Annotated in this window: 24 protein-coding genes; 15 read left to right on the top strand and 9 right to left on the bottom strand. The window is 35.3% G+C overall.

Going from position 1 to position 24,924, the window contains the following annotated elements; all coding sequences use genetic code 11:
• The first annotated feature begins 27 nt into the window (after nt 1-27).
• From UtA1_RS00195 to UtA1_RS00175, 5 genes are all read left to right on the top strand, one after another.
• Nucleotides 28-1,011, top strand: coding sequence for a tRNA dihydrouridine synthase (locus UtA1_RS00195; protein ID WP_096549657.1), 984 nt, complete (start codon nt 28-30; stop codon nt 1,009-1,011).
• Between the two features lie 308 nt (nt 1,012-1,319).
• The gene (locus UtA1_RS00190; RefSeq protein WP_232019875.1) at nt 1,320-2,081 is read left to right on the top strand and encodes a zinc ribbon domain-containing protein; all 762 of its coding nucleotides are present in this window, start codon (nt 1,320-1,322) and stop codon (nt 2,079-2,081) included.
• A 186-nt stretch (nt 2,082-2,267) separates the two neighbouring features.
• Nucleotides 2,268-2,984: a (Fe-S)-binding protein gene (locus tag UtA1_RS00185; protein ID WP_016839159.1), complete on the top strand. Its 717-nt coding sequence runs from the start codon at nt 2,268-2,270 to the stop codon at nt 2,982-2,984.
• A 12-nt stretch (nt 2,985-2,996) separates the two neighbouring features.
• Nucleotides 2,997-4,415 (top strand): LutB/LldF family L-lactate oxidation iron-sulfur protein, encoded by a 1,419-nt coding sequence (locus UtA1_RS00180; RefSeq protein WP_096549655.1) that lies wholly within the window; start codon nt 2,997-2,999, stop codon nt 4,413-4,415.
• On the top strand, nt 4,412-5,119 hold the full coding sequence (locus UtA1_RS00175; RefSeq protein WP_096549654.1) for a LutC/YkgG family protein: 708 nt from the start codon (nt 4,412-4,414) through the stop codon (nt 5,117-5,119). Before UtA1_RS00180 ends, UtA1_RS00175 begins: the two co-directional genes overlap by 4 nt.
• A 152-nt stretch (nt 5,120-5,271) precedes the next feature.
• On the opposite strand, the gene UtA1_RS00170 is transcribed toward UtA1_RS00175, so the two are convergent.
• On the bottom strand, nt 5,272-5,715 hold the full coding sequence (locus UtA1_RS00170; protein WP_408647331.1) for a spore coat protein: 444 nt from the start codon (nt 5,713-5,715) through the stop codon (nt 5,272-5,274).
• A gap of 693 nt (nt 5,716-6,408) precedes the next feature.
• Here UtA1_RS00170 and UtA1_RS00165 point away from each other — a divergent pair.
• Genes UtA1_RS00165 through UtA1_RS00155 form a run of 4 tightly spaced genes read left to right on the top strand, consistent with a single transcriptional unit; the run spans nt 6,409 to nt 9,847 of the window.
• Nucleotides 6,409-6,870 (top strand): hypothetical protein, encoded by a 462-nt coding sequence (locus UtA1_RS00165; protein ID WP_016839164.1) that lies wholly within the window; start codon nt 6,409-6,411, stop codon nt 6,868-6,870.
• A 53-nt stretch (nt 6,871-6,923) separates the two neighbouring features.
• Nucleotides 6,924-8,342, top strand: a complete 1,419-nt coding sequence (locus tag UtA1_RS00160; RefSeq protein ID WP_096549652.1) for a hypothetical protein — start codon at nt 6,924-6,926, stop codon at nt 8,340-8,342.
• Between the two features lie 29 nt (nt 8,343-8,371).
• Nucleotides 8,372-8,506, top strand: coding sequence for a hypothetical protein (locus UtA1_RS17760; RefSeq protein WP_016839166.1), 135 nt, complete (start codon nt 8,372-8,374; stop codon nt 8,504-8,506).
• On the top strand, nt 8,507-9,847 hold the full coding sequence (locus UtA1_RS00155) for an ArsB/NhaD family transporter (RefSeq protein WP_016839167.1): 1,341 nt from the start codon (nt 8,507-8,509) through the stop codon (nt 9,845-9,847).
• Nucleotides 9,848-9,956: 109 nt separating this feature from the next.
• On the opposite strand, the gene UtA1_RS00150 is transcribed toward UtA1_RS00155, so the two are convergent.
• The gene (locus UtA1_RS00150; protein WP_096549651.1) at nt 9,957-11,024 is read right to left on the bottom strand and encodes a CotH kinase family protein; all 1,068 of its coding nucleotides are present in this window, start codon (nt 11,022-11,024) and stop codon (nt 9,957-9,959) included.
• Between the two features lie 250 nt (nt 11,025-11,274).
• On the opposite strand from UtA1_RS00150, the gene UtA1_RS00145 reads away from it, so the two are divergent.
• Nucleotides 11,275-11,697 (top strand): hypothetical protein, encoded by a 423-nt coding sequence (locus tag UtA1_RS00145; RefSeq protein WP_145986151.1) that lies wholly within the window; start codon nt 11,275-11,277, stop codon nt 11,695-11,697.
• A 111-nt stretch (nt 11,698-11,808) separates the two neighbouring features.
• Here the strand turns inward: UtA1_RS00145 and UtA1_RS00140 are convergent, their stop codons facing one another.
• Nucleotides 11,809-13,431, bottom strand: coding sequence for a methyl-accepting chemotaxis protein (locus UtA1_RS00140; protein WP_096549649.1), 1,623 nt, complete (start codon nt 13,429-13,431; stop codon nt 11,809-11,811).
• Between the two features lie 613 nt (nt 13,432-14,044).
• Between UtA1_RS00140 and UtA1_RS00135 the strand changes: the two genes are divergently transcribed.
• The 3 genes from UtA1_RS00135 (at nt 14,045) to UtA1_RS00125 (ending at nt 17,360) form a co-directional block, all read left to right on the top strand.
• Nucleotides 14,045-14,329 carry a phage holin family protein gene (locus UtA1_RS00135; protein WP_016839171.1) on the top strand — a complete coding sequence of 95 codons (285 nt, stop codon included), beginning with the start codon at nt 14,045-14,047 and terminating at the stop codon, nt 14,327-14,329.
• A gap of 334 nt (nt 14,330-14,663) precedes the next feature.
• Nucleotides 14,664-15,710, top strand: coding sequence for an NAD(P)/FAD-dependent oxidoreductase (locus UtA1_RS00130; protein WP_016839172.1), 1,047 nt, complete (start codon nt 14,664-14,666; stop codon nt 15,708-15,710).
• 558 nt (nt 15,711-16,268) lie between these two features.
• A complete protein-coding gene (locus UtA1_RS00125; RefSeq protein ID WP_016839173.1) occupies nt 16,269-17,360 on the top strand; it encodes a tetratricopeptide repeat-containing glycosyltransferase family 2 protein in 1,092 nt (363 codons plus the stop codon).
• A 39-nt stretch (nt 17,361-17,399) separates the two neighbouring features.
• Here UtA1_RS00125 and UtA1_RS00120 read toward each other — a convergent pair whose 3' ends face one another.
• The 5 genes from UtA1_RS00120 to UtA1_RS00100 form a co-directional block, all read right to left on the bottom strand.
• Nucleotides 17,400-18,431: a glycosyltransferase family 2 protein gene (locus UtA1_RS00120; RefSeq protein ID WP_016839174.1), complete on the bottom strand. Its 1,032-nt coding sequence runs from the start codon at nt 18,429-18,431 to the stop codon at nt 17,400-17,402.
• A 5-nt stretch (nt 18,432-18,436) separates the two neighbouring features.
• Complete coding sequence (locus UtA1_RS00115) at nt 18,437-18,949, bottom strand: hypothetical protein (protein ID WP_096549648.1); 513 nt, start codon at nt 18,947-18,949, stop codon at nt 18,437-18,439.
• Between the two features lie 30 nt (nt 18,950-18,979).
• Nucleotides 18,980-19,441, bottom strand: coding sequence for a hypothetical protein (locus tag UtA1_RS00110; protein WP_096549647.1), 462 nt, complete (start codon nt 19,439-19,441; stop codon nt 18,980-18,982).
• A gap of 256 nt (nt 19,442-19,697) precedes the next feature.
• Complete coding sequence (locus tag UtA1_RS17540) at nt 19,698-21,668, bottom strand: collagen-like protein (protein WP_126434369.1); 1,971 nt, start codon at nt 21,666-21,668, stop codon at nt 19,698-19,700.
• A gap of 209 nt (nt 21,669-21,877) precedes the next feature.
• A complete protein-coding gene (locus UtA1_RS00100) occupies nt 21,878-22,198 on the bottom strand; it encodes a hypothetical protein (RefSeq protein WP_016839178.1) in 321 nt (106 codons plus the stop codon).
• A 296-nt stretch (nt 22,199-22,494) separates the two neighbouring features.
• On the opposite strand from UtA1_RS00100, the gene UtA1_RS00095 reads away from it, so the two are divergent.
• Nucleotides 22,495-23,277, top strand: a complete 783-nt coding sequence (locus UtA1_RS00095; protein WP_096549646.1) for an enoyl-CoA hydratase-related protein — start codon at nt 22,495-22,497, stop codon at nt 23,275-23,277.
• A gap of 484 nt (nt 23,278-23,761) precedes the next feature.
• The gene (locus UtA1_RS16880; protein ID WP_172597779.1) at nt 23,762-23,905 is read left to right on the top strand and encodes a hypothetical protein; all 144 of its coding nucleotides are present in this window, start codon (nt 23,762-23,764) and stop codon (nt 23,903-23,905) included.
• A gap of 154 nt (nt 23,906-24,059) precedes the next feature.
• Here the strand turns inward: UtA1_RS16880 and UtA1_RS00085 are convergent, their stop codons facing one another.
• Nucleotides 24,060-24,869 (bottom strand): TatD family hydrolase, encoded by an 810-nt coding sequence (locus UtA1_RS00085; protein WP_096549645.1) that lies wholly within the window; start codon nt 24,867-24,869, stop codon nt 24,060-24,062.
• Between the last annotated feature and the right edge of the window lie 55 nt (nt 24,870-24,924).

Raw genomic sequence — 24,924 nt, 5'->3', positions numbered from 1 at the left:
TTCATCATGAGAGGAATTGAGTATTAAATGAAAGAAAATTTCTGGTTGGATTTACCTCGGCCATTTTTTGTGTTAGCGCCAATGGAAGATGTAACGGACGTTGTGTTTCGCCACGTTATTATTAAAGCAGGTAGACCGGATGTATTTTTCACAGAGTTTGCAAACACAGATAGCTATTGTCATCCAGATGGTCAAAAAAGCGTACGTGGGCGTTTATTATTCACCGAAGATGAGCAACCAATCGTAGCCCATATTTGGGGAGATAAGCCTGAATACTTCCGACAAATGAGTATAGGTATGGCGGAACAAGGATTTAAAGGTGTTGATATTAACATGGGATGTCCTGTCCCGAATGTAGCTTCCCGAGGAAAAGGAAGCGGACTGATTTTACGTCCAGATGTGGCGAGTCAGGTAATCGAAGCTGCTAAAGCGGGAGGACTTCCTGTTAGTGTTAAAACAAGACTAGGATATACAAATGTGAACGAGTGGGAAGAATGGCTAACTCATGTCCTCAAACAAAATATTGCAAACCTTTCGATTCATTTGCGGACAAGAAAGGAAATGAGTCAAGTTCCTGCCCATTGGGAGCTTATTCCTGAAATTAAGAAGCTTCGTGATCGCATTGCTCCTGAGACGCTCTTAACAATCAATGGAGATATTCCTGATCGTCAAACAGGCCTTGAACTCGTTGAACGCTACGGAGTAGACGGGGTGATGATTGGGAGAGGAGTCTTTAAAAATCCTTTTGCGTTTGAAAAAGAGCCGAGAGAGCATAGTGTTCAGGAATATTTAGATTTACTAAGATACCATTTAGATCTTCATGATCAATACATTGAAGAAATTCCGCGCTCCATTACTGCTCTTCATCGCTTCTTTAAAATTTATGTAAAAAGTTTCCGTGGAGCAAGTGAATTAAGAAATCGGTTAATGAACACGAAATCTTCAAATGAGGTGCGGCAATTGCTGGATGAATTTGAAAAACAAATTGATTTGACAGATATTGTAAAATAATTAGGGTTATGAATAGGTTTGGGCAATACAATCTCCTTCTGATGGGAATTTGTTGAAAGATGTATTGAAAATAAATAAACTGAAGTAAAGATGTAAAGAGGCAAGGATTCTATTCATTCTTGCCTTTTTCTTTTAGTGGAGAATGTCAGATTTATCTGTAAATTCTAGGTGTTTATATTATAAATGATTATGAGGAAGTGTTGGCTTTGTCTAAATGGAATTGTCCAAAATGCAATCATTCTAATAATAGTCATGCGACATATTGCCTTAAATGTGGTTTTTTTAAAAAGGATATCAAAAATTATAAAATGTATTGGATATGCCCTTCTTGTCATGAAGAAAATAGCAATCATGTTTTTTATTGTATAAAATGTGGCCATCGATACCAAGATAGTCAATCAACGACACTTAATATGAACAATAATGGTGCTTCTAAATGGAAGAAGTTTACTGAAAATGTAAAAGTTATTGTAATCCTAGAACTTATCATAATGGGAATTGCATGTTTTATTTCTATTGTAGGAGAGGAAGGAAGTGTCAATGGGGTCATCACAACCATCTTTTTGATTCATTTATTTTTTGGAATGTATTATATCATGTTGACATTTTCAAAAAGTGGTTTCGGAGAGGCAATGAAATCTATTTTAATTCAAGGTGGACTATTGATAGGGATGCTAATGATGATTGCATTGACGAATGAGTCGAGTGATCATACAGTTATTGATTCGTACTCTCTTAACTTTTTAAAAAATAATGCCATTGAAGTAGATTATGACAAGTTGTATCACATTGCTTTTGAACGTTATGGCAGCCAAAGGAATCAATTAGTTAAATTCTCTGGAAAAGTGTTTCTTTTAGATGGCAGTGATTATATTTTGATTGACATGTCACCGGAACCATACAAAAATCAAGTGGTTTATGTAAAAAGAAAAGAACAGGATCATATGGTCAGTATAAACGATCAGGTGGAGATTTACGGTAAAGTATTAGGTACTGCTTCAGTTGCAAAACATCTTGATAAACAATTAAATGTTCCAGTCATAGAAAGCTATTCACTCACATTGCGTTAATATATCAATTTGTTTTTCGGGTTTATCCCGATTTTTTTAATTTGAGGCAACAATTGATTTCTCTCAATCGTTGAAATAGTCATACTTATAGGTGTTGAAAGCATATCTATTATAAAATATAGCTTTTTCTATTAATAGAAAGTTTTAGATGAAAGAATGAAAAGCAGTTTTTTGGGGGGGATGAATATGGAAGTTTCCTTATTTGCTACTTGCCTTGTCGATATGTTTCAAGGAAATGTTGGGAAATCGACAGTGGAATTGTTAGAAAGACTTGGTTGTAAAGTAAAATTTCCGACTGAACAAGTATGCTGTGGTCAACCTGCTTATAATAGCGGTTATGTTGAACAATCCAAGAATGCAATGAAAAATATGATTAAAGCTTTTGAGCAAGCTGAGTATGTCGTTGCCCCATCCGGTTCGTGTGCATACATGTTTAAAGAGTATCCCCACATTTTTAAAGGAGATGAAGAGTGGGAAGAAAAAGCTCAACAATTAGCCAATAAAACCTTTGAATTAACGGAATTTATTGTCAATGTGTTAAAAGTTGAAAATGTCGGTGCACGATTGAAAGGTAAAGCTACATATCATACTTCTTGTCATATGACTCGATTGCTTGGTGTTAGAGAAGAACCTATCAAACTGTTAAAAAATGTAGAGGGATTGGAGTATATTGAGCTTTCTGGAAAAGAGCGATGTTGTGGTTTTGGCGGGACATTTTCAGTGAAAATGGGGAACATTTCTACACAAATGGTAGATGAAAAAGTACGTGACATTGAAGAAACAGAAGTAAATATATTAGTCGGTGCAGATGCTGGTTGCCTTATGAATATTGGTGGTCGTATGAGTCGCCTAGGAAAACCGATTCGCATTATGCACATAGCAGAAGTATTAAATAGTCGATAGGGGGATTTAGAAATGGCAACAAGCGCTGAACAATTTAAAGATCGGGTAGCAAACAATTTAAATGATTCATTTATGCGCGGGGCAATTTCATCTGCACAAAATAGATTTCAATCCCGTCGACAAGAACGAGTGAATGAATTAGAAAATTGGGAAGAATGGCGAGCTCATGGTGAAGAAATACGAAAACATGTGCTTGATAATTTAGATGCTTATCTATATGAATTAAGTGAAAATGTCTTGAAACTTGGTGGACATGTATTTTTTGCTCAAACAGCTGAAGAGGCATCCCAATATATAAAGAATATTGCAATTCAAAAACAGGCTAAAAAAATTGTAAAATCGAAATCCATGGTGACTGAGGAGATTCATTTAAATGCGGCACTTGAAGAAGCAGGTTGTGAAGTAATTGAAACGGATCTTGGAGAGTATATTATTCAATTAAATCATGAACCTCCTTCCCATATTATTGCGCCATCACTACACAAAAACCGATATCAAATTCGAGACATCTTTGCTGAAAAAATCGGTTATAAAAATTCCGAAAAACCTGAAGAAATGGCTCTTTACGTTCGTGAAAAGTTACGTAAAGAATTTTTAACTGCTGATATCGGGATCACCGGCTGCAATTTTGCAGTAGCGGAAAGTGGAACGGTGACCCTTGTGACAAATGAAGGGAATGCCGATTTAGTTACGGCTTTACCAAAAATCCAAATTACTGTTATGGGAATGGAAAGAATTGTACCTACTTTTGAAGAATTAGATGTGTTAGTCAGTTTATTAACAAGGAGTGCAGTTGGCCAAAAAATATCCAGTTATGTTACAATGATTACCGGCGTAAAAGGGGAAGAAGAATCTGATGGACCAGAAGAATTTCATTTGGTCATTGTTGATAATGGACGTTCCAAAATATTAGGTACAGATTTTCAACCGATTTTACAGTGCATTCGATGTGCAGCCTGTGTCAATGTTTGCCCTGTATATCGACATATTGGAGGGCATAGTTATGGTTCAATTTATTCAGGTCCAATTGGAGCTGTATTAACACCGCTTCTTGGAGGCTATGCCGATTTCAAAGAATTGCCATATGCTTCAACTCTTTGTGGAGCTTGTACGGAAGTATGTCCAGTAAAAATTCCATTACACAAACTATTGCATTTACATCGTCAGAAAATAGTGGAACAAGAAGGAAAGGCTCCCATCTCGGAACGATTATTAATGAGAGCGTTTGGTTTTGGTGCTTCTAGCCCTCATCTCTTTAGTACAGCAACAAAAATTGCATCGTCAATGATGTCTCCCTTTGTAAAGGAAGATAAAATTCCTAGCGGCCCTAGACCATTGAAAGCATGGACAGAAGATCGGGATTTTCCTGCACCAAATAAAGAAAGCTTTCGCAATTGGCTAAAAGAAAGACAAAAGGGGGAGCAAGGATGACTATAACTAATCGAAAATCATTTTTAATGAATATTGCTAAACATCTTGGCCGTCCTATGAAAACGAAAGTAGAACGGCCAGTATGGAAACACTTGCCACAATTTCAAATCTTAAATCATGCAACTCAAGAAGAACTAATAGACGTGTTAAAACAACAATGCCATAATATCCATACAGTTTGTTTGCAAACGACGACTGCGAATTTAGCAAGCACATTGCAGCAAGTAGTAGAGGATTATGGTGGTATTTCAGTAATGATCCCAAAAGATGACCGACTCAAATATTTTGGTTTAACAGAAGTGTTTAAGTCATGGCAGTCTAAGGGAATCGAAATATACGAATGGCATCCTCAAAATCGCGAACAAAATATCCAACTAGCAGAAAAAGCGAGTATAGCGATATTAATTAGTGAAATGACGTTAGCTGAAAGCGCATCTGTCGTACTATATAGTCATCCAAATAGAGGACGTTCATTAAATTTATTGCCAGAAAAAACAATCGTGCTTATACCAAAAAGTACAATTGTTCCACGGATAACACAAGCGGCACAAATTTTTCATAAACAAGTTGAACAGGGAGAACAAATTCCTTCGTGTATATTGTTTATGTCGGGCCCAAGCAATTCAGCCGATATTGAAATGGTGTTAATTGTTGGTGTACACGGACCTATAAAAGCAACTTATATCATAATTGAAGATCAGTAAACCCGTTTTTAACTTCACCCATTTGAAGTAAATTCTTTCTATTCACTTGCAATAAATAAGTGCAGCTTTTGCGGATGTTAGCAAAGTGCTGCACTTTCATTTTATAAATGTTTTATTTCATATTTAACTTTGCTACTTCCTTATTTTAGAAATTAGAGAACATCAATTCTTACTAGTAAAGCAATTAAAATTTGTAGTAATAATTGAATGTTAACAATTAAATCATTATCAGTAGTTGTAATTCTTACACCTCTAGAATTTTCAACATAAGTTTGTTGTCTATTGATTTGTTTTGATTTTACATTGGCAATTAATTCTTGTGTGATTCTTTCAGCATCTCTGCTGCTGCCACCTATTGAAATGCTAATAACTAAGCTAATTGCAGCTTGCAATGCAACTTGAAGAGATAATGCTGCTTGCGTATCTGTTGTAGTGATTTCTACATCAGCTGAATCAATGACAATAATTTGCTCATATGATTCTTGGATATTTTCGATTGCACCTTCCAAATTATTCATATCACGATCTAATGGATGTGCAGAGGAAGGGTCTAAAGCACTCCATCTTCTATGTTCATTTCTTCTCGTCATATCAATACCTTCAACAGAAGGCATATTTCCACGCCATACTTTGCTGTTACCCATTCATTCATTCATTCCTCCTTTTTGACAGTAGATTGCTATTTTTTAATTGTTTTTACTAGTTTGTTCACATTACTTTCTAAATCCATTAGTAAATTTTTTAACTTTCTTTTTTCTTGTGCGCTTAATCTTGGCTTTCTTAGTTTTACTCCGTGTCTTTTTAGGACACTATCTATTAAAAGATTCACACTCTGGTTAGTAATGGAGTCTAAACTTCGATTACGCCGACTCAAAAATACTCCTCCTTTCTATTTATCTGAAAATAGAATATGTAAGGAATTGATACTTGGGTAAATATTACGAGTTTTTGTTTATTTTCATAATTGAAAGTTAATTGACTTCTTATAGAAATTACTAGAAGAGAAAAAAACATCATTTTCTAAAAGAGAAAGGTTCTGCATCCAAAAGTTAGATTTTGACTCTAACTTTTAGGGGTCACTACCCTTCTCAAAAGAGAAAATGATGTTTTTAAGTTTTGTCCCAGCTTCTTTAATTAATTTGAATTTGTTTTGTCAGATTTACATGTTCTTTCATACAATAACATAACGCAAATCCTCAATAAATTAACGATGTTTAGGCGGATAACTAATTACCTTTTTACGTTTACACGTATAAATAATAATGAATTTTATAATGGGAGGAACAAGAATGAATAGGGAGTTAATGCTTTCTTTATTGAACAAAGTGGTTAGAGTAGATCGCGGTGGGCCTGAGTCTAGGGTTGGTAAAGTATTTTCTGCTCAATCTGATTATTTCGCATTGTTGACAGAAGAAGATGGAATAGTGTTTTACAAATATCAACATATCAAGAGTATTACTCAAGATTCAAGAAATGGCATGAAGTTGAATGTTGAAGTTCCTGAAGATTATCCATTTGCTAGTTTCATGGATTTCAGATCCGTATTAAATGAATTACGTCATAAATGGGTTAAAATTAACCGCGGTGGACCTGAGTCAGTGGAAGGTGTATTAGAAGAAGTATTTGATGATTTTATAACAATTGTAAAAAATGAAGAAGTAATCCGCGTGGCAATGTTCCATATTCGAAATGTGAGTTATGGACCAAAACCAGAAAAGAAACCTGAAAAGCAAGATGAAGAAAATAACTAATAACAAATTAAAAGGGGAGACTTCGTGCGGATTGCATTAAAAAGGAGGCCCTAATGTTGAATGCTGAATTTTTGTTAGATACAATAAAAGGTCTTGAAGGTTTAGAGATTGGCTTATTTTTAGCTGAAAATCAATCCATTCAAGGTACTTTATTAAGTGTTCAAGAAGACCATTTAATTGTTAAAGTCAACGAAAATGTAATATATTTCCCTATCACCCAAATCAAAGCATTATCGAAAAACGCAAAAGAATCAAGTGTCATAAATAAGGGATTTAGTAACACTTCACTTAACAGATTTAAGTTGGAAGAAATATTAAAAACAATGTATTTACAATGGATTACTGTTAATAGTTTTGGCAATAAAAGCTTTTCAGGAGTGCTCAGCAATGTTTATGAAGATTATATCGTGTTGATTAACGGAGAGAATCAATACTATATTTTAAAGTCACAGATTACAAGTATTCTCAATGAACAAATCGATGAAAACCAAATTATAAATCTAGAGGCTAATGGAATTGCCAATACAGCATTGACTAATTTACCAACATCCAATTTGACTTCAGAGGATGGGCAACTAACTGAGGAGCAAAAGAAAGCTATATCAGATGCAATTAAAGAAAAGGTAAAACAGCTTTTTCCAAAGACAAATGAAGATGAACAGCAAGATACAACATCAGATATGAATATAGACGATTTAACGGCGACAATAACACAAGAAAATCAACTTGAAGAATCATCTCCATCACAAAATGAAGAAACCCTCCAAGACGAAAGGTTAGCACAAATCACTGCAACATCGAAAAATATCCTCCAAGAACCACCATCAAAACTAGAAGCGACCCTCCAAAATATCGAAAACAATCCAACAAAACAGCAAGAAAACACATTAGCTATTTCAAGCAAAAACTCCAAAAAAACCAAAAAAAGACCATTCTTCCATGAGGTAAAATTCAATTCTCCAATACAAGAATGTACTTGGGAAGATATGACGATGGAATCGCATAGTCCAAGTAAAGAGAAGGAACAAACTGAATTATTTTATGAAGATCAAGAATTAAAAAAAACAGAAATGAGTTTAATCGAAAATACTGTAAAGATTGCAGAAAAAGAAGATTTCGAAATCAAAAATTTATTAGAACCGTCGGAAGAAATACAACAATTATCTGAAGATGTGTATGAAATTCAACCAGTATCCGGAAAGATAATTGCAGCCCAACAAATAGATGATGCAGAAGAAATCGTTGAAGAAATCATGGAACCAATTGAGTGTACATCTTCCAGTGAAGAATCAGAATTCATACACGAACCTGTAAAAATGTTAATGGAAGATAATAAGCGACTTTTAAAATATCAGTACTATGCATTAATGAAATTTGCAGAAAGAATGTATCACATCGAAAACCAATATCGAGCGATCATGAAACATGCTGAGAAGATGTATTTGCAGTTAAAGGAGAGAAGTTATTATTAAGGTTGATAGGAGAAGGAGGGAAAACGAATATGATGCTCCTTTACTTCTCAATTGTGGGTGTCTTATTTTATAAATTATTTTTGCAACCACCTTCGCCAGTAAAAGAAGAAACAGTGATAGAAACAGATCAATCAACTTATGAACAATCTAAGGCGGCTGTTTAAATGGTAGATTATTCTACAATATTAATGTTAACCATTTTTTTAATCTCCATAGGTATAATGCTATGGAGACCTAAAGGAATCAATGAAACGATTCCCATTACAATAGGGGCTGCGATTATTGTCATACTAGGATTTGTAAGCTATGAAGATCTTAAAAGTATACTAAGTATTGTAAGTGGCCCCTCACTTACAATACTTTCTACTATTATGATGTCCATTGTATTGGAGAGTATTGGTTTTTTTAAGTGGATTGCTCAAAATATCATATTAAAATCGAATAATTCAGGGCTTAGGCTTTATATATATACCAATTTGTTATGTTTTTTTATGACTATGTTATTTAATAATGATGGAAGCATACTCATAACAACTCCTATCATTATCCACATCATCAAGTATTTAGCACTTAAACCACCTCAGTATATCCCCTATTTAATTTCTGGGGCGCTGATTGCAACAGCATCTAGTGCGCCGATTGCTGTAAGCAATATTTCGAATTTAATCGCATTAAAAATAGTTGGTTTAGATTTAAATAGCTACGTAAAAATTATGTTTATTCCATCGATGATAGGCATTTTAACAATGAGTTTATTATTGTATTTACTTTTTAGAAACCATATTCCGAAACAATTAGGATTACTAACTTTCAATGATAAACCGTCGAATATCTTTACTCATCCCCTTGATCCATCAGCTCAATCTGAATTAGACAAAAATTTATTTAAAATATGCATTGCCGTAGTCGTCATTACAAGAGGGGCATTTTTTGTTCTTTCACCATTTGGAATTCCATTAGAGTTGATTGGATTATTTGGAGCATTCATATTAATTACGATTCGTTGGTTAAAAATGAGAGTCGGAATAAAAGATGTAATTATCAATTCTCCGTGGCATATATTAATTTTTGCCTTTAGCATGTATGTACTCGTATATGGATTGAAAAATGTAGGATTAAACACATTGATTATTTTAAATTTTAAAGAGTTTATTGAACAAGGTACATTTAATGCAACAATGATTATGGGATTATTAACTACTGCTCTTTCCAATATTTTTAATAATTTGCCTGCCGTGATGATTGGAACACTTTCGATTACAGAAATGGAATTGAATCCATTATTAATGCAAGTTGCATATCTAGCTAATGTTATGGGAAGCGACATTGGTGCATTATTAACTCCAATCGGTACATTAGCTACACTTCTTTGGATGTTTTTACTAAAAAAACATCGAATTAAAATAACTTGGGGAAAATATATTAGCGTTACAATTTTAATCATACCAGTTACACTCATGGTGAGCTTGCTCAGTTTATATTTGTGGATACTTCTTATCTTATAATAGCGTTCTGAATGAAATGATGAGGTGTAGGAAATTAAAAATTACACTCATATTCATGCTCCTCCTCTAGTTGCTAAGGAATTCATCCTAATTAGAGGAGGAGAAATGCTTATAATAGTGATTCAAGTTGGTCCGATAAAAATTGATTACGCTTTTCAATAAATTGTAGAATATATTCTTTTTCACTCATGAAAATTTTTTCGTTATGTTTTATATATGGATCTTTTTCGATATAGGGCAGAATTAGAGCTTGCAGTTGTTCAATTTGGGGTTTAATTGCAGAAGGAATAAATTGTTTGTGTAGTATGCTTTCTAAAATCCGACGATACTTTTGTTTAAAATGCTCGTTTTCTAATATACGAGCAGTTAATGTGTTGTATCCCCAAATTGGTACATATTCAAGTTCAAGGGGCTCTCCGTGTAAGTTCCTTCCCCATGAACCATCATAATCCCATGGGGAGATTTCAAATAGTTGAGTTTCACTATTATGATATAAAGCATAATTATGAATAAATCCATCAAAATTTTGCGTGCAAACTGCCCCAGCAAGCCACAGTAAATATTTTTCAATATCTAATACTTTCACTATTTCTTCATTAAATTTATCTTTAGGATAAGTGTTAATAATGACTAACATTTTTATTAGATGTTCTTCTTCCTGAAAGGAATATTTTGTTGTATAACCATCCATTAATGATTTTTTTATATATCCTTCAGGCGTATATAAAGAGAAATTGGCATCATCATTCGTAGCATAATAGATTGAACCATCCGGCAAATTTCTCTTCTTTAAGAAGTACTCATCAAAAGACTCAATGGCTAGATATACTCCTTCACTTTTCCCATTGATGAACAATTGAATATGGTTGGAATTTGGAGAGAGAACACCGATTTTTTGAAAGAAATCAAAAGATAATTTATTTCGAATCAAAGAAGGATCATTAAACTCCGCATTTAAATGGATTTCATGTTGACCGTCCATTAGATGGGGATGTTCAAATATGATATGATAAGACTTTTTTTTATGTTTTCGAAGTTGATTTCCTCTCAAACTAATTTGAATGTCATAACTTTGGCTATTGATTGTTAGTTGGGCAAAAAAATAATGTTCTGTCCAAATATTTTTATATAGTTTTTTCAAATCGCTTTTTGATATTTCAATAAAATAAGTTTCCACACAAATGCCTCCTGAAAATGCCTCTTTATATTGGTAAATCACCTAAAGTGTTTGAAATAAATTACATAAACTATAAAGAACAAATCATTGTGTTTGGAGGGGATTATCATTAGTACTTTAATTGTTGATGATGTTAGGAAACTAGTTGAAATTGCTAAAGAGAATGATTTAATTCAATATATGTATAACAATCCAATTGAAGACCCAGAGTTAATTCAAACAACAATCGCGGTAAAAAATAAGAAATCGAATGGCAGCAAAGGTGGATCCAAAGGAAATAAAAAAGGAAGTAAAGGTTCAAAAGGAAATAAAAGTGGAGGTTCTAAAGGAGATAAACAAAAAAGCAAAGGCTCAAAGGGGAATAAAAACGACTCTAAAGGAGATAAGCAAAGAGAGAAAGGTTCAAAGGGAAATAAACAACAAGGAAGCAAAGGCTCAAAAGGGAACAAAAGCGGCGGATCAAAAGGAGATAAGCAAAGAAAGAAAGGTTCAAAGGGAAATAAACAACAAGGAAGCAAAGGCTCAAAAGGGAACAAAAGCGGCGGATCAAAAGGAGATAAGCAAAGAGAGAAAGGTTCAAAAGGGAACAAAAAACAAGGAAGAAAAGGATCGAAGGGGAATAAAAACGGTTCTAAAGGAAAAAAGGAAGAAAATAATGCCCTTTCATCATTAGCAGAAGAAATCCAAGATAAAGTAAAGGAATTTGTTCAAAAACAACAAATGAATTAACAATCTAAATAGATTGCAAGGAAATGAAGAATGCCAGGCATGTACCTGGCATTTTTTAATAATGAAAACGATTAATTATGCGGCTAAGATGAATAGCTTCTTCCGCTAGTTTTGTAGCATTTTGAGCGAGTGCATTTATGCCTTCCACTTGAATATCTACGCTTTCATTTGTAGCTACAACCATATTTGTAAAATCTTCTGCAATTGTATTCACTTGCTGCATAATCTCCTGTAGTTTATTTCCGTCTTCATGAACAAGATCAACAAATTTTCTATTATTTAATACTAAATTTTTTGTTGAAAGCGTTGTTTGAATTAATTGTTCTATGACTTGATCTGTTTGAGAAACGGCTTCCATCCCTTCATGAATAGCCTTCACATTATCTTCAACTTGAGCTACAGTAGTTTCTAAATCTTTATATGTTTTTTCTAATAATGTCATAATTTCTTCTGCAAATTCATTCGTTCCTTCAGCGAGTTTTCGAACTTCATTCGCGACAACTGCAAAACCGCTCCCCGCTTCACCAGCCCGAGAAGCTTCAATGGAAGCGTTAAGTGCAAGTAAATTTGTCTGTTTGGCAATTCTTGTAATGGAGGCAACTTTATCCTTCACAGCATTTGCTTCTTGAGTGATTTTGCGGATTTTCGCTGCAGAGTTTGCAACTTCAGTTTGAATTTTTGCCATTTGGCTGTGGGCAATTTGAATGGCTTCTTGTCCCTTACTTGCATCTTGTAATGCATCATCTGCACCTACCACAGCTTTCTCAACTTCTTCTTGCATTTCTTGTACTTGATTCATCATCATTTCTACCATTTCGTTGGCGTTAGTGATTGAGTAACGTTGTGTTTCTGCACCACTACGGAAAGTTTGGACAGCTGCTGATAATTCTTCAAAAGTTGTCGAAATGCGTTGTGTTTCTTTTTCTTGTTCTTTACTAATTCGTTCCACAGTTTCCGCGGCATGTTTAAATTCATCAATTATCGCACGAATCCCTAAAATAATTTTATTGATTTCATAACCGATTTGGTGAAATTCATTGCGAAGACCTACCTTTTCAATTTGTGCACTCAAGTTGCCAGAGGATATTTTTTTTGTAACGCTATACCATTCTCGCAAATTTTTCATTATGATAGTATAAAAAATTAAACTAAAAATAACCGTAACAATTGCTGTTCCAATGAGGACACTTGTTGTCATAGATAAATCATTGCTTAAAAAATAAGCAATGATAGCAGGAACTATACTGGACAAAGTAATTAAACTTCCAAATATTGCCCCAATAAAAGGTCGTTGAACTAGTCTACCCATTCTCAGATTAAAGCGTTTCCCATTCTTATCTGTTAACAGTGGGCAAGATGCATCAATAAGTATTTCTCCCGTATCTCTTGGATAAATTTGCAATAGTCCTGTATTAGTTTTGGCAGCAGCCAAACCCACTTCATCGGTGAAGGATGAACCTTCTCTTAAGCGGTTCGTATGAATATAACCTAAACCATTTTCATCAACGATAACAAGGTATTCATCTCGGGCAAGTTCTTGATCCAATACAGTACGAATTTGATTTATTTGTTCTTCAATTGTTTTTTCATGGTCCCAGACGCTTCTAACTTTGGATGCGACATTTTGAACTTTCATCAGTGCCTTTTTTGCAACATTTGAACGTAATAATTTACTCATATTCACTCCCCCTGGATATATATCCTTGCATAATCCCCTTTGTATGTATTTAAAAATACCCTTTTTAGCATCTATACTTTGAACGAGTATAGATGTCATAAATTGTAATTCTATTATATCAGCAAATTAGACTAACTTTAAGGAAATATATGAAAAATTTTGGATAATCTGTATTATTAAATGAGTATTATTGCATTAAATCAATTTAAATTGCTATGGTTTATTTGTACCAGAAAATAGTCATCTTCTCATAAGAATCGTTTACATTTTTCCTTCATAAATTCATTGTAACCTTCGTTTAATCATGTCACAATGAGTGGTAGTATTATAGATTTGAAAAATTCAGTAAATTTTCTGGAGTGAATTTGTGTGGAGATAGTTGAAAAAGTAATAACCTAGTAGGAAGAAATTTATATTAATGAAACCTATAATTTTGACTAATAAAAATTGATTCAAAAACTTTCATCCTTCTAACGAATTAATAACTTTTCTATGTTCTGGTTCGTAAGTAGTGAATCATCCTAAACCGTTTTTTTGTCTTACACATAAAATGATAAGAGGAATACTTTAGAGGTTTTACTCTATTAACTTTCAATAAGAAGAGGGATGAAAGATGGATATTATTATATTAGAAAATTATATATATCCTGAGTCAGTTATTATCATTCCGGTACTTTATCTACTTGGATTGTTTTTGAATCGAACGCCAAAAGTTCCGCCATGGGTCACTCCTTGGGTACAAGTTGTTCTCGGAATTGCATTTTGTATCGGGTATTATGGATTTATTATTGAAGCGGTGATTCAAGGGATATTAGTAGCAGGAGCAGCTGCGATTGTAAAGGATTTATTCCATAAAGCCAATTATTTAACAAAGAGAGACCAAAACGGAAAAGAATAATCTATTTTATTAATATAAAGATGATTGGCTGAATCAATAAAGGTTCAGCTATTTTATTGCGGACAACTTGTAATGAAGGGACATGTTGGAAATTTATTGGTAGTAGACTGTTGAAAAAAAGTTAATGATTATACAAAAAGAGGAATCAACAATTGAATAATGCAAAAAATAAGCAAGAACTCACTAAGGTTTGATTATTTATTAGGAGAAAATTCCTTTTAATATTGTTCATTTTCTCTTAAATTATCCATTCAAAAGTTTATTTTTGTGTGATAAAATTCTAAACGAAATTGATAATCATTATCGTTTTTAATTTCACCCAGGAGGATACATAATGGAAACACACAATTTATATGATGTGACAATTATTGGGGGAGGACCTAGTGGTTTATTTTCCGCATTTTACTGCGGTTTAAGAGAAATGAAAACGAAAATCATTGAATCCCAAAACTACTTAGGGGGTAAAATAAATGTTTATCCTGAAAAACTAATTTGGGATGTTGGTGCATTAACGCCAATTACAGGTGAGAAATTAATTCAACAATTGATAGAACAAGCAACGACTTTTGATCCAACTGTTGTGATAGGAGAAAAAGCAACGGAAATTTCTAAAAATGAAGAAGGTATATTCGAAATAAAAACAGATAAAGGACATACTCATTTTTCAAAAACGGTAATCGTAGCAATTGGAGGTGGCATAATCAACCCTCAGAAGCTTGAAGTGGAAGGGGCTTCTAAATTTTATAGTTCCAATTTAAATTATACAATTAAATCTTTAAAAAAATTTAAAGATAAGATTGTAATCGTTTCAGGTGGAGGACATACAGCAGTTGATTGGTGCAATGAGTTGGAGCCGATTGCGAAAAAAGTTTATTTAACATATAGAAAAGGTCAATTGAATGCCCATGAAGCACAAGTATCACAATTATTGAACAGCTCGGTTGAATGTTATTTCTATACAGAAATCACTAAATTAATTCCAAGCCAAGATGGTATGTCCATTGAGAAAGTGGAATTAACGAATAATCAGACAGGAGAAATTACTTATTTAAATGTAGATGAAGTGGTTGTGAATCATGGATATGTAAGAGAAAAAACTTTACTTGAAAATAGTCCGTTACAGATTGAATTCGCAAATGAGCACTACATTAAAGCGAATATATATTGTGAAACGAACATCCCAGGGCTTTATGCAGTGGGGGATGCAGTTGATTATGAAGGAAAAGTTCACATGATCGCTGGTGCATTTCAAGATGCAATCAACGCAGTAAATAAGGCTAAAGTGTTTGTTCAACCGGATGCAGAAGCTATTGGCATGGTATCTTCGCATAATGAGGTCTTCTATAAACGAAATCGGGAACTAATTGAAAAACTGATTTAATTTTTTAACTTCTGACTCAATATCGTCCGTTAAATGCAATGCTTCAAGGAGATGAAGATGAAACAGCCATTTTCATTATGCGAGCGATAGGATTCATCTTCAGTCAAACAAGAGTAGAAATGGTTGATGAGTAGGAATTTGTCATCAAGCTGATGATATAAGGGAAAGAAGAGTTTTAGATTGTAAAGCCGAAACCTATTTATCCAGAACGTATGAAAGATAAGCTTCCTTCTGCTGTTGGAGGGGCGAAAAATTTTAACCAATTTATAGATATAGAATGCAATATCTTCAGCAGTATGGAAGAAATGGTGTAATGAGGAATAAAATTATACAGAGGGCTTAGCTTTTTTGGGCTATGTCCTTTTTTGTGATTATGATTGCGGTTTTGGTAATTGAGAAGGGTTAGCATTTTTGTAAAGTGACTTTCTAAAAAAATACTTACCACATCACCCCTAACGAATTGTAACAAATGCCTATAGAATTGAAAAATTAGCCTGTTCACATCATTTTACTCATTCATATACTAATATGAATTCTGTAAATGTGGAGGGTTGATGCATGGTTACAATAAGCTTGTGTATGATCGTCAAAAATGAAGAAAACGTACTAGAGCGTTGCTTAAATAGCGTAAAAGACCTTGTTGATGAGATCGTTATTGTTGATACGGGCTCGTCCGACAACACAAAGGAAATTGCAAAAAGATTCACTGATAAAGTATTAGATTTTGAGTGGATTGATGATTTTTCAGCAGCGAGAAATTTTTCTTTTAAACATGCCACAATGGATTATATATTTTGGCTAGATGCCGATGATGTCATGTTAGAAGAAGACCGACAAAAATTTAAAAAATTAAAAGAACAATTAACAAGCGATGTTGATGCGGTGTCAATGGTGTATCATCTTGCTTTTGATGAGTACAATAACCCTATCTATAGCTTTAGAAGATTTCGATTAGCCAAAAGAGAGAAAAATTTTGTTTGGAAAGGAGCTGTTCATGAATACTTAGAAGTTAGAGGGCGATTACTCCAATCTGATGTTGCGATTACTCATCGGAAAGAAAAAAAGGAAGAACGGAATGATCGGAATATAAAAATTTATGAAAAACTTTTAGAAAAAGGAGAAAAATTCACACCAAGAGATCTATTTTATTATAGCAATGAATTAAAAGATCACGGCCAGTATGAAAAAGCAATTGAATATTACGAAAGATTTATAAATCATGAAGATGGTTGGGAAGAAGAAAAAATCCGTGCATGTATTAATATGGCTTTTTGTTATAGAAGCTTAGGAAACATAGAAAAAGAAATCGAGACGTTAATCCGTTCGATACAATACGATGTACCAAGACCAGAAGTATCTTGTCGAATGGGTGATTTGTATCTAGAAAGAAAACTCTACGATAAAGCGATTATGTGGTATCAGTTTGCTTTAATGGTAGACACATCAAACATACAAGGTATTGTACAAAAACCATATTCTACTTGGTATCCATACTTACAGCTTTGCGTTTGTCATTGGCATAAAGGGGATAAAGAATTGGCAGTCGAATATAATAAAAAAGCAAAAGAATATCGTCCGAATGATCCATCAGTGCTTTATAATGAAGAATTTTTCAAGAAGTATTTCGAAGAACAAAACAATGAAAAATAAAACAGGCTGTATCAAATCGATACAGCCTAAATTTTTTATTTATTGTTTTTGAGACTGTCTTAATTTTTCTAAACAAAGTTGTTTATAATGTTCTGCTTTAAAGCTTCCAGTTCCTTTTAATATTAAATATTTAGAGTTATGTTCCCCAAGCTCGAGACATTTTTCAAAACATGCTAAAGCCTCTTCATAATTGTTGGTTTGATAAAATATTAATCCTCTTAAAAAATGTAAATCTACATAATCAGGATATAAAGCAATGGCTTTTTCTATTCCTTCTAATGCATTATCCAAACTATTTGTATCAACGAGAATCCCATATTTTAAACGGTAGAGAATAGATGGAGGCTTAATTCCGTTTAGTAAAAAACGAAAAATGGATTCATTTAAATAATCAAAAGCTTTATTATAATCTCCTCTACGATAATATTCATTTGCTAAATGGTATTCAATCCAGGGACTATGGTTTGGATTTTTATACTCCTCTTGAATAAGTTGTAGATTCCGTTCTGCTTTATTACGCTTGGTGGTTAATTTGTCAATATATCCATAATGATGAATTGGAATCTCTAAATAATCGGTTGTGTAACTGGAATCATGAGGATTAGGAAAAATAGGGGTTTCATGAATCCGATTATAGAATTGGATGCCTTTATGGTTTTGAAATAAACGTGGTTGATAATATATAAAAGCTTTTTCCCGATCAACTGGAAACGATTCACCGTAATAATTCATTACTGGCATTAAATACATTGTAGTAGTGGAATTCTTTAAAACTTCCATTAGCAATTGTTCATGGCCAGTTTCCAATTCCTCATCTGCATCGAGCCATAAAATCCAATTCCCTGTTGCCTTGGATAGGGCGAAGTTTCGCGCTTCTGCAAAATGATCATTCCATGCATATGAAAACACGGTCGCATTATATTTTTTACATATATCTATTGTCTTATCGGTTGAACCAGTATCAACAATAATTATTTCTTGCACAATCTTTTGAACACTTTTTAAACATTGTTCAATAAAATCCGCTTCATCTTTAACAATCATACAAAGGGAAATTGAAGGGGAAGACAATAAACCTACACTTCCTTTTTCCGAGGTATTTGCATATTGTTTGCCAACCAAGGTGGAGGTAAGGGTGACAAAATGATTGTTACGAGATTTGATTCGTCATCATTTGATTCTTCATAGGTTTCTTCATGAATACGAATGTAATAATAGTTCAAAATCTGAGCAACCGTTTTTTCTGAAATCATTTGATGTTCTTCAAGAAGAAAAGGATATTGTTGTAATAACATTTGCATTTTTTCAAATAGTTCTCTATTTGAGTCCGTAAACGAAGGTGTTATTACTTCGTAAGAAAAGTATGTTCGATAAATATAAAAGTGAAGAAAGAGCAGCATGTGTAATTTTTCAATTAATACTAATGATTGGATTACTTGTGTTTCACTTTGAAGTAGTTCTTCTTCCGATAGTTCTTGAGTTTGATTGCGACGTTCAAAATAGTTTATTAGGAATTGGGCAAAAGAATAAATGAATGTTGAAAAGTTTAGTGAAGATTGTAACAACTCAACTTGATGATTTTCTTGCATTGTTCACCCCCCTCGTAAAATGCATATCGATTAATGATCGTATTTTTTTTCGGATTTACACTTTGGACAATGACAATCCCTCTTCTTCTTGTTAGGGCAATAGCATAATGAAGAATCGAACGGGTCTTTACAATGATGATGTTTACATTTACAATCTTTCTCTTCCTTGCATTCTTTACATTTGTAATGTTTACGAGGATGACAGCAAGATTTTTGATTCAGTGTCACCACATCTTCAAGCTTGAATTGGAGCAAGATTTGCGATTTCACTACGGTGCGCAACGTTTGATTGACGCTCTCATTGATTTTTAAGTAGCCATGAAAATCGCAAGGAGACTTTTTTATAAACATTTGAAGTTTTTCGGCTTCAGCATTCAAAATATGGGAAAGACCAATTTCCTCCATTGCAATGGAAGAAAGCAATAAATTGATGGTCTTACATCGATCTAATGTAATCTCAGGAGTAATATCGGGAATGGTAGGCAAAGACATTCAAAGTGACCTCCTTAAATAGATAACCATCCATGTGGCTCAATGTACTCTCATACACCCTCTAGTTTATTGAAACGAAGCTGGATTTGTGCCTAATTTCAATGATTTCGTTCATTTTTGAATCATTAATTTCAGAGTGCCTGTCACTAGTTTCCAAATTAAAACTGAGTAAAATTGATGTTGTAATGAGTGATTTCAAAAAAAACTGCAGACCACTTGAATCATTCAAGTGAGTCTGCAGTTTAAATGGATTGGCTTAAGCAATTCGATGGATGGACCAAACGATTGGAGCGTCAGCACCGCCAAGGGTTATGCTAATTGTTAATCCATCATTTACATAGAATAGACCTATATTATCATTTGCAGTAAGTTCTACTTCTCCTGCTATTGTGACTGTTCCATTACCAAGAATAGCTCTTAAACCAACACCTAATGCAAGTTCAATGTTTAAAATTGGGAATAGTCCTACGATTAAATCATCGCCGGTAGTAATATTGCGTACTACAAATGCTGGGTCGCCACCAAAGATTCCTGTTAAAGTTGCAGTTGTACTATAGCTGATAGTTGCTGCGATTGAGTATCTTCCAGTAGCTGGAACTGTAAAGACACCAGTAGTAGGATCAAAGCTAGTTGTATTAAAGTATGGTGGAGCTACACTCCAGTTGCCAAGCTGAGTACCTGTGGATACACTAGCTGCTGTTCTAACTGCCGAGAATCCTTCATCTGCAAAGTTTGGTCCAGTCGGTCCCGTAGGTCCAGTCGGTCCAGTTGGTCCCGTAGGTCCCGTAGGTCCAGTTGGTCCCGTAGGTCCAGTCGGTCCAGTTGGTCCAGTTGGTCCAGTTGGTCCAGTTGGTCCAGTCGGCCCAGTCGGTCCAGTCGGCCCAGTCGGTCCCGTAGGTCCAGTTGGTCCAGTCGGTCCAATTGGTCCCGTAGGTCCAGTCGGCCCAGTCGGTCCAATCGGTCCAGTTGATCCAATTGGTCCAGTCGGTCCAGTCGGCCCAGTAGGTCCAATCGGTCCAATCGGTCCAGTTGGTCCTTGAGGTCCCGTAGGTCCAGTTGGTCCAGTAGGCCCTGTTGGTCCAGTCGGTCCTTGAGGTCCCGTAGGCCCAGTAGGTCCAGTCGGTCCTTGAGGTCCCGTAGGCCCAGTAGGTCCAGTAGCGCCCTGAGGTCCCATAGGTCCAGTTGGTCCAGTATCACCTTGAGGTCCCGTAGGTCCAGTAGCGCCTTGAGGTCCCGTAGGCCCAGTAGGTCCAGTAGCGCCCTGAGGTCCCGTCGGTCCTTGAGGTCCAGTAGGTCCAGTAGCGCCCTGAGGTCCTGTAGGTCCAGTCGGTCCCGTCGGTCCTTGAGGTCCAGTCGGTCCCGTCGGTCCTTGAGGTCCAGTAGGTCCAGTAGCACCTTGAGGTCCCGTAGGTCCAGTAGCGCCCTGAGGTCCAGTCGGTCCAGTCGGTCCCGTCGGTCCTTGAGGTCCAGTAGGTCCAGTAGCGCCCTGAGGTCCTGTAGGTCCAGTCGGTCCAGTCGGTCCTTGAGGTCCAGTAGGTCCAGTAGCGCCTTGAGGTCCCGTAGGCCCAGTAGGTCCAGTCGGTCCTTGAGGTCCCGTAGGTCCTGTTGGCCCTGTCGGAATTGAAGGTAAATTAATATCTACAATTGCAGAACCTTCAGTAACTTCAATATCCAATGTATCAGATCTAATAGTTAAGGTTTCACCTAAACGGATTGTGGCAATACCTGAATTACCTTGCACATAGAATAAGAACTGATTTGGATCAAATACTCCCGTAGGTCCAGTAGGTCCAGTAGCACCTTGAGGCCCAGTAGGTCCAGTAGCACCCTGAGGTCCAGTAGGTCCAGTCGGTCCTTGAGGTCCAGTAGGTCCAGTCGGTCCTTGAGGTCCAGTAGGTCCAGGCGGTCCTGTAGGTCCCTCAGTTGAAATTAACTTTGTAACTTGCTTTAGTTTATTGTCCAATAATAATTCTTTCTTAATTGACATTGCGATTGTATCATGAACACTGCTATTAACTTGTAACAGATCATCAAGCGTTGCTGCTGGTGATAGCCCAGAAATACCCGGAATTGTTCCTAACGCATATTGGATTTTTTCACCCTCAGCATTAAGAATATGAGCTAAACTTAATTCTTCCATTGCAATGGAAGCAAGCAATAAGTTTATGACATCAGCTCTGCTAATGGTTATATTGGGGGTAATGTTTGGTAGATTGGGCTGAGACATTCCATAACTCCTTTCCTTTAAAATGTAAATGTCTCACCATGGCATTAACTAAGAACCTTAAATAGTTAATGACCATTGGTAATACAGTCGTTAATAATCTATTCTTTCTTGAAAAGGAGATAAGGAATAAAAGCCTATTTGCGTTGAAAAACCCAATTCTTAATTCAATAAACAAATTTCATAGATTTTATTACAATAAAGTTGAAAAATTAATAACACCTATGCTTATTCTTCAGTAATTCGATTACTTGTTTTAATTTATTATCTAATAAAAGTTCCTTCTTGATTGCAGTAATTAAAGTATGATTAACACTGTCGTTAATTTTCAGGATTAATTCAGCAGTAGTTGGAAGATGAGAACATGATTCGTTCATCTTTTCAATTGCAAATTGAATTTTTTCACCTTCTGCATTAATGATGTGAGCTAAACCGATTTCTTCTAAAGCAATAGAAGCTAATAAAAGGTTGATGACATCTTCACGATCTATACGAATCTTAGGTGAGATGTCTGGAATGTTAGGCATTGACATAGAATACGCTCCCTCCACATAAACTCTAACGTACGTAAGATTAGGCATACATACAATAGTAATATATTCATGAATTGATTAGGGGTTCATTTGTCGATATTGATGGAGTAATCGATTTATACTCACGAATAAAGGGGAAGTGGTGAGGCGAAAAGGCGAGGACTGGGACATCTCTGCTTAATCAATATAGTAATCTAAGTAACAGAATAAAATTGTAGAAAAAAGTAAACTGATTTATCTTGACCTCAAATATCAGAAGATTCAAAATAAAGATATCAATGAAAAGGGGTGGAGAAATGAGGTATCTACAATACCGCCAAACAGAGGAGATTGGCTATATTACCATCGATAATATGCAGGAGTTTAACACCTTAACGATGGCATTATTAGAAGAATTGGACAATCTTTTGAAGCAAATTGCCAAAGCTCGTGAGGTGAAAGTGGTAGTTTTTGAAGGTTCAGACAAAGTTTTTTGTGCGGGTCATAGCTTGCGAGAGATTGAATCGATGACAGAGAATGAAGTACTCAAACTTTTCCAAACTTGTCAAACAGTTATGCGAACAATACGAGAGTTGCCGCAACTTGTTATTTCAAAGGTAAAAAAAGCAGCGGTTGCGGCTGGTTGTCAATTAGTTGCTGCAAGTGATATGGCTATCGCTAGTGAAGATGCTAAGTTTGCAACACCCGGAATAAATAGTGGACTATTTTGTAGTACCCCGGCAGTATTTTTAAGCCGCAATATTGGAAGGAAAAAAGCAGTGGAAATGTTGTTTACAGGAAACTCAATTTCTGCTGAAGAAGCGCTTCAACATGGGTTGGTTAATAAAGTGGTTCCCCCTGAATTACTAGATATCGAAACAGAAAAATTAGCAAAAGAAGTAACGAAGCAAAGCTTAAATATCATTGAACTTGGGAAACGACAATTTTATCAGCAAATTAATATGGAAGATTTCCAAGCACTTAATTATGCTACAGAGGTAATTGCTCTAAATAGTAAGCATCCAGATGCTCAAGAAGGAATTCGCGCTTTCTTTGAAAAGCGTCAACCAGTATGGACGGATTCCAAAACGGTTATATAGTAAAAATAAGTTTACATTTTTAAAAAGGAGAATTTGAACAAAAAACAAATTCTCCTTTTTTAGTGCGCCTGGCATGGGTGTAATCTATAGGGTGTAAGTCCCGAACTGTGAAGGCAGAAGTAACAGTTAACTTAACGCAAGGGTGTCCGTGGTGACGCGGAATCTGAAGGAAGCGAGCGGCAAACTTCCGGTCTGAGGAACACGAACTTCATATAAGGCTAGGTATCATTGGATGAGTTTGCTAAACAAAACAAAGTCCTTTCTGCCAAAGGTGGTACAGAGTAAATGAAGCAGATAGATGGAAGGAAAGATTACATTCTTACCCGGGGAGGTCTGGCGGATAGGTGAAGTACGCTTCATAACCTACTTAGTGATAAGTAGCTGAACCGTCAGAAGTCAGCAGAGGTCATAGTATTAGTTGGTTTAGAACTACTAAGAAGGACCGAACAATTAAGAGAGAATAGCCCTTGGCATTCAGTGAGTCATGATGAACACAGAAAACGTAGTACCTCACTTGAGGAAGGAAGCGGTGAATCCCGTGGGAGACCTCTTGGAGGGTGGAGTGACCACTGGCATAAAGAGAACAGCTATTCACGGAAGTTATAAAGACTTGCGTCAATCATCTTAATTGAACCGCCGTATACGGAACCGTACGTACGGTGGTGTGAGAGGACGGGAGTTAATCGCTCCCTCCTACTCGATTATCTTCATTAATTTGTTAAAAAACAGATGCTTATTATACTGATTATTCCAATCATGTTTGTTAAATCAATTTGAATTTGCTAAATATCCAATGAAGGTTCCGGTAAATTGAAAAGTTTACGTGTATTCTCTGTTGCATGTTTCGCAACCACTTCCGGTTTGACGCCCATAAATTTAGCGATTTCATTTACGATATGAGGCAAGAAGGAAGGTTCATTTCGCCGATTTTTTGGTCTATTTTCCATATTCCTAGGAAGAAGGTAAGGTGCGTCTGTTTCGATTAATAATCGGTCAAGTGGTATGTATTTTACTGCATCTTGCAAGGCTTGCCCTCTGCGCTCATCACAAATCCAGCCGGTGATTCCTATATAGAATCCCATCGATACGTATTTTTTCACTTGCTCTTTATTCCCTGTAAAACAATGGACCACCGATTTTTCGGTCATATCCATAAAGTTTGCAAAAATTTCGCAAAAACGATTGTGAGCATCACGTTCGTGCAAAAAGAGAGGCATCGAAAGTTTTCTTGCTAAATGTAGATGGGCTTCAAAACACTCTTCTTGAATATCTTGGGGAGAAAACATTCGATTGAAATCTAGACCGCATTCACCAATGGCAACGACTTCATCATACTGTGCTAATTGTTCCAACTCATCGATTGTGTTATTAGTAAAATTTTTGGCATCGTGGGGGTGAATACCGGCAGTTGAAAACAACACATTTGGATATTCTTTTGCAATTTCTAAACCCTGTTTACTGTTCCTTAAACTAGTGCCAGTAACAATCATTTGAACTACTCCATTTTGAAGTGCACGTTCAATAACTTCACTTCGATCATTTTGGAATTGTTTATCTAATAGATTAACTCCAATATCGATTAAATGCTGCATTAAATTTCCTCCACTATGTATTCAAAATTAATGTGAAAAGCATTATAAAAACAAT

It is taken from the genome of Ureibacillus thermosphaericus (genome assembly GCF_002370195.2).
GTDB classification, from domain to species: domain Bacteria; phylum Bacillota; class Bacilli; order Bacillales_A; family Planococcaceae; genus Ureibacillus; species Ureibacillus thermosphaericus.
The sequence above is the reverse complement of the archived record's forward strand: the minus strand, read 5'-3'. Positions and strand labels throughout refer to the sequence as shown.

What these genes read in the sequence shown, in the direction of transcription:
- UtA1_RS17540 (WP_126434369.1), bottom strand. Translation starts at nt 21,668, where the DNA reads ATGTCTCAGCCCAATCTACCAAACATTACCCCCAATATAACCATTAGC.
- UtA1_RS00165 (WP_016839164.1), top strand. Translation starts at nt 6,409, where the DNA reads ATGAATAGGGAGTTAATGCTTTCTTTATTGAACAAAGTGGTTAGAGTA.
- UtA1_RS00160 (WP_096549652.1), top strand. Translation starts at nt 6,924, where the DNA reads ATGTTGAATGCTGAATTTTTGTTAGATACAATAAAAGGTCTTGAAGGT.
- UtA1_RS00180 (WP_096549655.1), top strand. Translation starts at nt 2,997, where the DNA reads ATGGCAACAAGCGCTGAACAATTTAAAGATCGGGTAGCAAACAATTTA.
- UtA1_RS16880 (WP_172597779.1), top strand. Translation starts at nt 23,762, where the DNA reads ATGATGAACACAGAAAACGTAGTACCTCACTTGAGGAAGGAAGCGGTG.
- UtA1_RS00085 (WP_096549645.1), bottom strand. Translation starts at nt 24,869, where the DNA reads ATGCAGCATTTAATCGATATTGGAGTTAATCTATTAGATAAACAATTC.
- UtA1_RS00145 (WP_145986151.1), top strand. Translation starts at nt 11,275, where the DNA reads ATGGCAGCAAAGGTGGATCCAAAGGAAATAAAAAAGGAAGTAAAGGTT.
- UtA1_RS00125 (WP_016839173.1), top strand. Translation starts at nt 16,269, where the DNA reads ATGGTTACAATAAGCTTGTGTATGATCGTCAAAAATGAAGAAAACGTA.
- UtA1_RS00195 (WP_096549657.1), top strand. Translation starts at nt 28, where the DNA reads ATGAAAGAAAATTTCTGGTTGGATTTACCTCGGCCATTTTTTGTGTTA.
- UtA1_RS00110 (WP_096549647.1), bottom strand. Translation starts at nt 19,441, where the DNA reads ATGTCTTTGCCTACCATTCCCGATATTACTCCTGAGATTACATTAGAT.
- UtA1_RS00185 (WP_016839159.1), top strand. Translation starts at nt 2,268, where the DNA reads ATGGAAGTTTCCTTATTTGCTACTTGCCTTGTCGATATGTTTCAAGGA.
- UtA1_RS00190 (WP_232019875.1), top strand. Translation starts at nt 1,320, where the DNA reads ATGTATTGGATATGCCCTTCTTGTCATGAAGAAAATAGCAATCATGTT.
- UtA1_RS00115 (WP_096549648.1), bottom strand. Translation starts at nt 18,949, where the DNA reads ATGCAAGAAAATCATCAAGTTGAGTTGTTACAATCTTCACTAAACTTT.
- UtA1_RS00175 (WP_096549654.1), top strand. Translation starts at nt 4,412, where the DNA reads ATGACTATAACTAATCGAAAATCATTTTTAATGAATATTGCTAAACAT.
- UtA1_RS00155 (WP_016839167.1), top strand. Translation starts at nt 8,507, where the DNA reads ATGGTAGATTATTCTACAATATTAATGTTAACCATTTTTTTAATCTCC.
- UtA1_RS00140 (WP_096549649.1), bottom strand. Translation starts at nt 13,431, where the DNA reads ATGAGTAAATTATTACGTTCAAATGTTGCAAAAAAGGCACTGATGAAA.
- UtA1_RS00095 (WP_096549646.1), top strand. Translation starts at nt 22,495, where the DNA reads ATGAGGTATCTACAATACCGCCAAACAGAGGAGATTGGCTATATTACC.
- UtA1_RS17760 (WP_016839166.1), top strand. Translation starts at nt 8,372, where the DNA reads ATGATGCTCCTTTACTTCTCAATTGTGGGTGTCTTATTTTATAAATTA.
- UtA1_RS00130 (WP_016839172.1), top strand. Translation starts at nt 14,664, where the DNA reads ATGGAAACACACAATTTATATGATGTGACAATTATTGGGGGAGGACCT.
- UtA1_RS00135 (WP_016839171.1), top strand. Translation starts at nt 14,045, where the DNA reads ATGGATATTATTATATTAGAAAATTATATATATCCTGAGTCAGTTATT.
- UtA1_RS00100 (WP_016839178.1), bottom strand. Translation starts at nt 22,198, where the DNA reads ATGTCAATGCCTAACATTCCAGACATCTCACCTAAGATTCGTATAGAT.